At 65.8% G+C, this 4,379-nt stretch carries 6 protein-coding genes and 1 pseudogene; 6 read left to right on the top strand and 1 reads right to left on the bottom strand.

Going from position 1 to position 4,379, the window contains the following annotated elements; genetic code table 11:
- The 4 genes and pseudogenes from Q8J98_RS12000 to Q8J98_RS12015 form a co-directional block, all read left to right on the top strand.
- A pseudogene (locus tag Q8J98_RS12000) lies at positions 1-592 on the top strand (C4-dicarboxylate ABC transporter); the annotation flags it as partial.
- Positions 582-1,070 (top strand): TRAP transporter small permease, encoded by a 489-nt coding sequence (locus Q8J98_RS12005; RefSeq protein ID WP_305294556.1) that lies wholly within the window; start codon positions 582-584, stop codon positions 1,068-1,070. The pseudogene Q8J98_RS12000 and the gene Q8J98_RS12005, both read left to right, overlap by 11 nt.
- Positions 1,067-2,371 (top strand): TRAP transporter large permease, encoded by a 1,305-nt coding sequence (locus Q8J98_RS12010; RefSeq protein WP_305294557.1) that lies wholly within the window; start codon positions 1,067-1,069, stop codon positions 2,369-2,371. The genes Q8J98_RS12005 and Q8J98_RS12010 overlap by 4 nt, the downstream gene beginning before the upstream one ends.
- A gap of 69 nt (positions 2,372-2,440) precedes the next feature.
- Entirely contained in the window at positions 2,441-2,755 is a 315-nt protein-coding gene (locus Q8J98_RS12015; RefSeq protein WP_305184089.1) for an antibiotic biosynthesis monooxygenase, read from the top strand.
- A gap of 5 nt (positions 2,756-2,760) precedes the next feature.
- On the opposite strand, the gene Q8J98_RS12020 is transcribed toward Q8J98_RS12015, so the two are convergent.
- Positions 2,761-3,294: a hypothetical protein gene (locus Q8J98_RS12020; RefSeq protein WP_305294558.1), complete on the bottom strand. Its 534-nt coding sequence runs from the start codon at positions 3,292-3,294 to the stop codon at positions 2,761-2,763.
- A gap of 363 nt (positions 3,295-3,657) precedes the next feature.
- Here Q8J98_RS12020 and Q8J98_RS12025 point away from each other — a divergent pair, with 363 nt between their 5' ends.
- Both Q8J98_RS12025 and Q8J98_RS12030 read left to right on the top strand, forming a co-directional pair.
- The gene (locus Q8J98_RS12025; protein WP_305294559.1) at positions 3,658-3,774 is read left to right on the top strand and encodes a DUF4160 domain-containing protein; all 117 of its coding nucleotides are present in this window, start codon (positions 3,658-3,660) and stop codon (positions 3,772-3,774) included.
- Between the two features lie 109 nt (positions 3,775-3,883).
- Positions 3,884-4,129, top strand: coding sequence for a DUF2442 domain-containing protein (locus Q8J98_RS12030; RefSeq protein WP_305294560.1), 246 nt, complete (start codon positions 3,884-3,886; stop codon positions 4,127-4,129).
- The last annotated feature ends 250 nt before the right edge of the window (positions 4,130-4,379 follow it).

Below are 4,379 nucleotides of genomic sequence, written 5' to 3' on the forward strand. Positions count from 1 at the left end.
GCACGGGCCGGGGGTGGTGCATTCTTCGCGCCCAGTGCTGCGGCTGGAGGATATGGCGGGGCTGAAACTGCGTGCCCCCTCGCGCATTACCGCGCAACTGCTGGAAGGGCTCGGCGCGGTGGCGCTGGGCATGGCGGTGCCTGCGGTGCCCGAGGCACTCTCGCGCGGGGTGATCGATGGCGCGCTTTTGCCGTGGGAGGTGACAAGTTCGATCCGGGCGGCGGAACTTGTGCATAACCACACCGAGTTTCCCGGCCGCTCGATCTATGTTGCGACCTTCATTCTGGCGATGAACAAGGAGCGCTATGCGGGGCTGCCCGACGACCTGCGCGCCATCATCGACGCGGAATCTGGCCTCGCGTTTTCCGCCAATGCCGGGCGGTTGCAGCAGGCGGCGGATGCGCCGATGCGGGCCGAGGCGGTGGCGGCGGGAAATGCGGTGGTGTCACTGGACGCCCTCGAGGTGGCGCGCTGGCAGGCGGCGGCAGAACCGGTGCGCGCGCGCTGGCTGGCCGACATGGCGGCGGCGGGCATTGACGGGGCGGCGCTTCTGGCGCGGGTCACGGCGGCGCTGGCGGCACATGGCGGTTGACCGGATGATGCTGGGGCTGGCGCGGGGGCTGGCGCTGGCGGGCGGTGCCGTGCTGCTGGCGCTGGTGGCGATGATCTGCGTCTCGGTTGCGGGCAGCGCGCTGGCGCGGCTGGGCGTGCCGGGTTTCGGGCCGGTGCGCGCGGGGTATGAGTTGGTGGAGCTTGGCATCGCTTTCGTGGTCTTTGCCTTCCTGCCGCTGGCGCAGCTTGATCGCGCCCATGCGACGGTCGAGGTTTTCGCCGCGCGGCTGCCGCGCCGCGCCAATGCCGCGCTCGGGCGGATCTGGGCGCTTGGCATGGCGGCGGTGATGCTGCTGATCGCCTGGCGGCTGGGGGCGGGCACATTTGCCAAGGCGCGAAGCGGCGAGACCACGTTTCTGCTGGCGCTGCCGATCTGGTGGGCCTACGCGGCCTGCTGCGTGGCGGCCTGGGTGGCGGCAGTGGTGACGCTTTGGGACGCGGTCCGGGGGCAGAGATGAGCACGCTGGCGCTCGGCTTCGCCTCGTTCCCGGTGCTGTTGCTGCTCATTTTCGCGCGCGCTCCGATTGGGCTGGCGATGTTTGCGGTGGGCGCGGCGGGGCTGACGCTGGCCACCGGAAGCCCGGCAATGGTACTGGCGCGGCTGAAGACCGAAAGCTTTTCGACCTTCTCCAGCTATTCGCTGGCAGTGATTCCGATGTTTCTTCTGATGGGCCAGTTTGCCACCCGCGGCGGCATGAGCCGGGCACTTTTTCGCGCCGCCGGGGCATGGGTGGGGCATTGGCGCGGCGGGCTGGCAATGGCAGCGATTGCCGCGAGCGCGGGCTTTGGCGCGATCTGCGGCTCGTCGCTGGCCACCGCCGCGACAATGGCGCAAGTGGCGCTGCCGGAATTGAAGCGCGCGGGCTATGCGGGCGGATTTTCGGTGGCGACACTGGCAGCGGGGGGCACGCTCGGGATTCTCATTCCGCCCTCGGTGGTGTTGGTGATCTATGCGATCCTGACCGAAACCAACATCGCGCATCTTTTTCTTGCGGCAATGGTGCCGGGGCTTTTGGCGGCGCTGGGCTATGGCGCGGTGATTGCGCTTTATGTGCGCCGACACCCCGAGGCGGCGGGTTCGCCGATGCCGCGCGAGGGAAAGGTGCGGGCGACGCTGGCGCTCTGGCCGGTGGCGGCGATTTTCGGGCTGGTGGTGGGCGGTATCTGGGGCGGCTGGTTCACCCCGACCGAGGGCGCTGCGGTGGGGGCGGCGGGCACCGGGTTGATGGCCTGGGCTGCGGGCGGGTTGACCCTTGCCGGTTTGCGCGCGGCGCTTTTCGAGACCGCGCGCGCAAGCGCGATGATCTTTTTCATCCTGCTCGGCGCGGCGCTTTACAACGGATTTCTGGCTTTCGCGCGGGTGCCGCAGGAAATGTCCGATCTTGTTGCCGGGCTGGGGCTTGGCCCGTTTGCGGTGCTGGGGCTGATCCTGGTCTTTTACCTCGCGCTTGGTTGCGTGATGGACAGCCTGTCGATGATCCTGCTGACCATCCCGATTTTCTGGCCGCTGATCGCGGGCCTCGATTTTGGCCTGGCACCGCAACATGCCGCGGTCTGGTTCGGCGTGCTGGTGCTGATTGTCGTCGAGGTCGGGCTGATCACCCCGCCGGTGGGAATGAACCTTTTCGTCATCACCGCGATCGACCGGAGCACCAACCCCGCCGCCGCCTACGGCCCGGTGGCGTGGTTCGTGGCCTCCGACATCTTGCGGGTGCTGGCGCTGGTGGCGTTTCCCGGAATCGTGCTGTTTTTGCTTTGATCGGCGGCTCTCGCGCCGCGTGACGCGCGCGCCACGCTGTGGCAGGATGTGGCAAAGGAGGCCCAGGACATGCAGATTTCAAAGGATTTCAAAGGCCAGACGGTGTTGACGACGTTCGACATGACCCCCGGCACCGCTGCCGACCTGATGGAGGCGCTTGAGGACGCCTATGCGCAGTTCATCCGGCACCAGCCCGGATTCATCGCCGCGGGCCTGCACATGAACGACGCGCATACCAGGATTGCCAACTACAGCCAGTGGCAGCGGCGCGAGGATTTCCTGGCGATGCTGCGCAGCGCCGAAATGCGTGAACGCAACCGCCACATCGCCACGTTGTGCCGCAGCTTCGAGCCGGTGATGTATGAGGTTATGGGGGTGCTCTGAGGGGCCTAGAACGGGTCCTTCTTGCCCAGCCCCGACCCGCCGGAAAGGATGCTGGTCCAGCAATCCATCAGCGTCGATAGCGCGGCGGAGGAGCCGGAGAGCGAAAAGGCGGCGATCCGGCGGCCATCGGCGTTTGCCACCGAAACCGAATTGCCGCGCGCCAGATCGACGAGGAACTCATCGGATTGGGCCTTGTCGTCGAGGGTCACCGAAATGCCGATGCCGTCGGCATAGCCGCTGATGGTCCAGCGCTGGCGGTCGATGTTGACGAGAAAATCGACATCGCGCGAGGCCAGCGCCCAGCGGTCATCGAAAACGAAAAGGATCACCGCGCCGTCATCATAGGTGGTGACGGAAAAGGTCTGCGCCTCGTTGTTGCGGGTTTCGGCGGAGCACCAGAGCTCGCCATCCGAGGTGTCGTGGGTGAGTTCCACATACCAGGCACCGCGGGTGAAGAGGCGGGTGGTATCGTAGGGCTGGGCGAGGGTCGCGGTGGCGCCCAGAGTGAATGCAAGAAAAGTGATCAGAATCCGCCACATGGCCAGCCCCTTTCGCGGTTTGTCAGGTTGATGATACCCCGGCGGGGCAGAAAATCAACGCTTTCGGGCGGCGGGTATAACACGCGTGTTAGAAAGGCCAATGCGTTGAATTCATTACATGTTCGGAATTCCGTTAACGGTTTGGAAAGGGTTTGGAGCGGGCAGGGTGACGGCGGCGAAGGCGGTGCCGCGCTTGCCGCGTTGCCCCGAGGGCCGGAGTGGCGAAGGTCCGGTGGACCTTTGCCCGGCCCGATTGCCTGAGAGGCGCAAGCCGGGAGGCAAGGGGTTATCCGATAGCTCAGGTGGTTGTTAATCGGGCAAGAGAGAGGTGACAGCGGGAAAAGAGGGCGCTAGGCTTGTGCCATGCCAACGCTGTCTCGATATGACGGGTTTCGCTTCTTCATCTACTCGAACGAGGGCGACCCGCGCGAGGCGGCGCATGTGCATGTGATGAAGGCGGGGGCCGAGGCGAAGTTCTAGCTTTCGCCGCAGGTGGCCGTGGCCGAAAGCGCCGGGTTCGACGCACGCACCCTGCGGCGGCTGGCCGGGGTGGTCGAACAGCGGCGAGCAGAGATAGAAAGGGCGTGGCATGACTATTTCGGCTGAAACCGTGCGCTTTGACGAGGACGCGATGTGGGTCGGCCTTGCCGATGGCCGCGTCGTGGGGGTGCCGCTGGCGTGGTTCCCGCGCCTGCTGCACGCCACCCACGCGGCACGCGAGGCCTATGCTCTCAGCGCCTTCGGCATTCACTGGGAGGCGCTCGACGAAGATATCTCGGTTGCCGGGCTGCTGGCCGGGCGGGGCGATATGGGCGGGGTCGGAAGGGTGGCGTGAGAAAAAATCTCGAGGTTCTGCGTAACGGAGGTTCGATTTGGATCGGATTGACAGTGTGACAGTTGCGTTTGATTTAATGAAGGCTGAGCTTGAAGGCGAAGTGGAGCGACTTAAGGAACGTCTGATTAACGGCTTCGGCTTCGCCGAGATGGCCGTCTGAGCGTCGCTGGGGCACCTTTTTCGGGCAAATGGCATCGATTTTGCGGTTTCGGAGCCGCATCCGCGGCGGCGCGCCCGCTTTCGGGCAGAC

The organism is Phaeovulum sp. (assembly GCF_030684035.1).
Taxonomy (GTDB): domain Bacteria; phylum Pseudomonadota; class Alphaproteobacteria; order Rhodobacterales; family Rhodobacteraceae; genus UBA6213.

What these genes read in the sequence shown, in the direction of transcription:
- Q8J98_RS12005 (WP_305294556.1), top strand. Translation starts at nt 582, where the DNA reads ATGGCGGTTGACCGGATGATGCTGGGGCTGGCGCGGGGGCTGGCGCTG.
- Q8J98_RS12010 (WP_305294557.1), top strand. Translation starts at nt 1,067, where the DNA reads ATGAGCACGCTGGCGCTCGGCTTCGCCTCGTTCCCGGTGCTGTTGCTG.
- Q8J98_RS12015 (WP_305184089.1), top strand. Translation starts at nt 2,441, where the DNA reads ATGCAGATTTCAAAGGATTTCAAAGGCCAGACGGTGTTGACGACGTTC.
- Q8J98_RS12020 (WP_305294558.1), bottom strand. Translation starts at nt 3,294, where the DNA reads ATGTGGCGGATTCTGATCACTTTTCTTGCATTCACTCTGGGCGCCACC.
- Q8J98_RS12025 (WP_305294559.1), top strand. Translation starts at nt 3,658, where the DNA reads ATGCCAACGCTGTCTCGATATGACGGGTTTCGCTTCTTCATCTACTCG.
- Q8J98_RS12030 (WP_305294560.1), top strand. Translation starts at nt 3,884, where the DNA reads ATGACTATTTCGGCTGAAACCGTGCGCTTTGACGAGGACGCGATGTGG.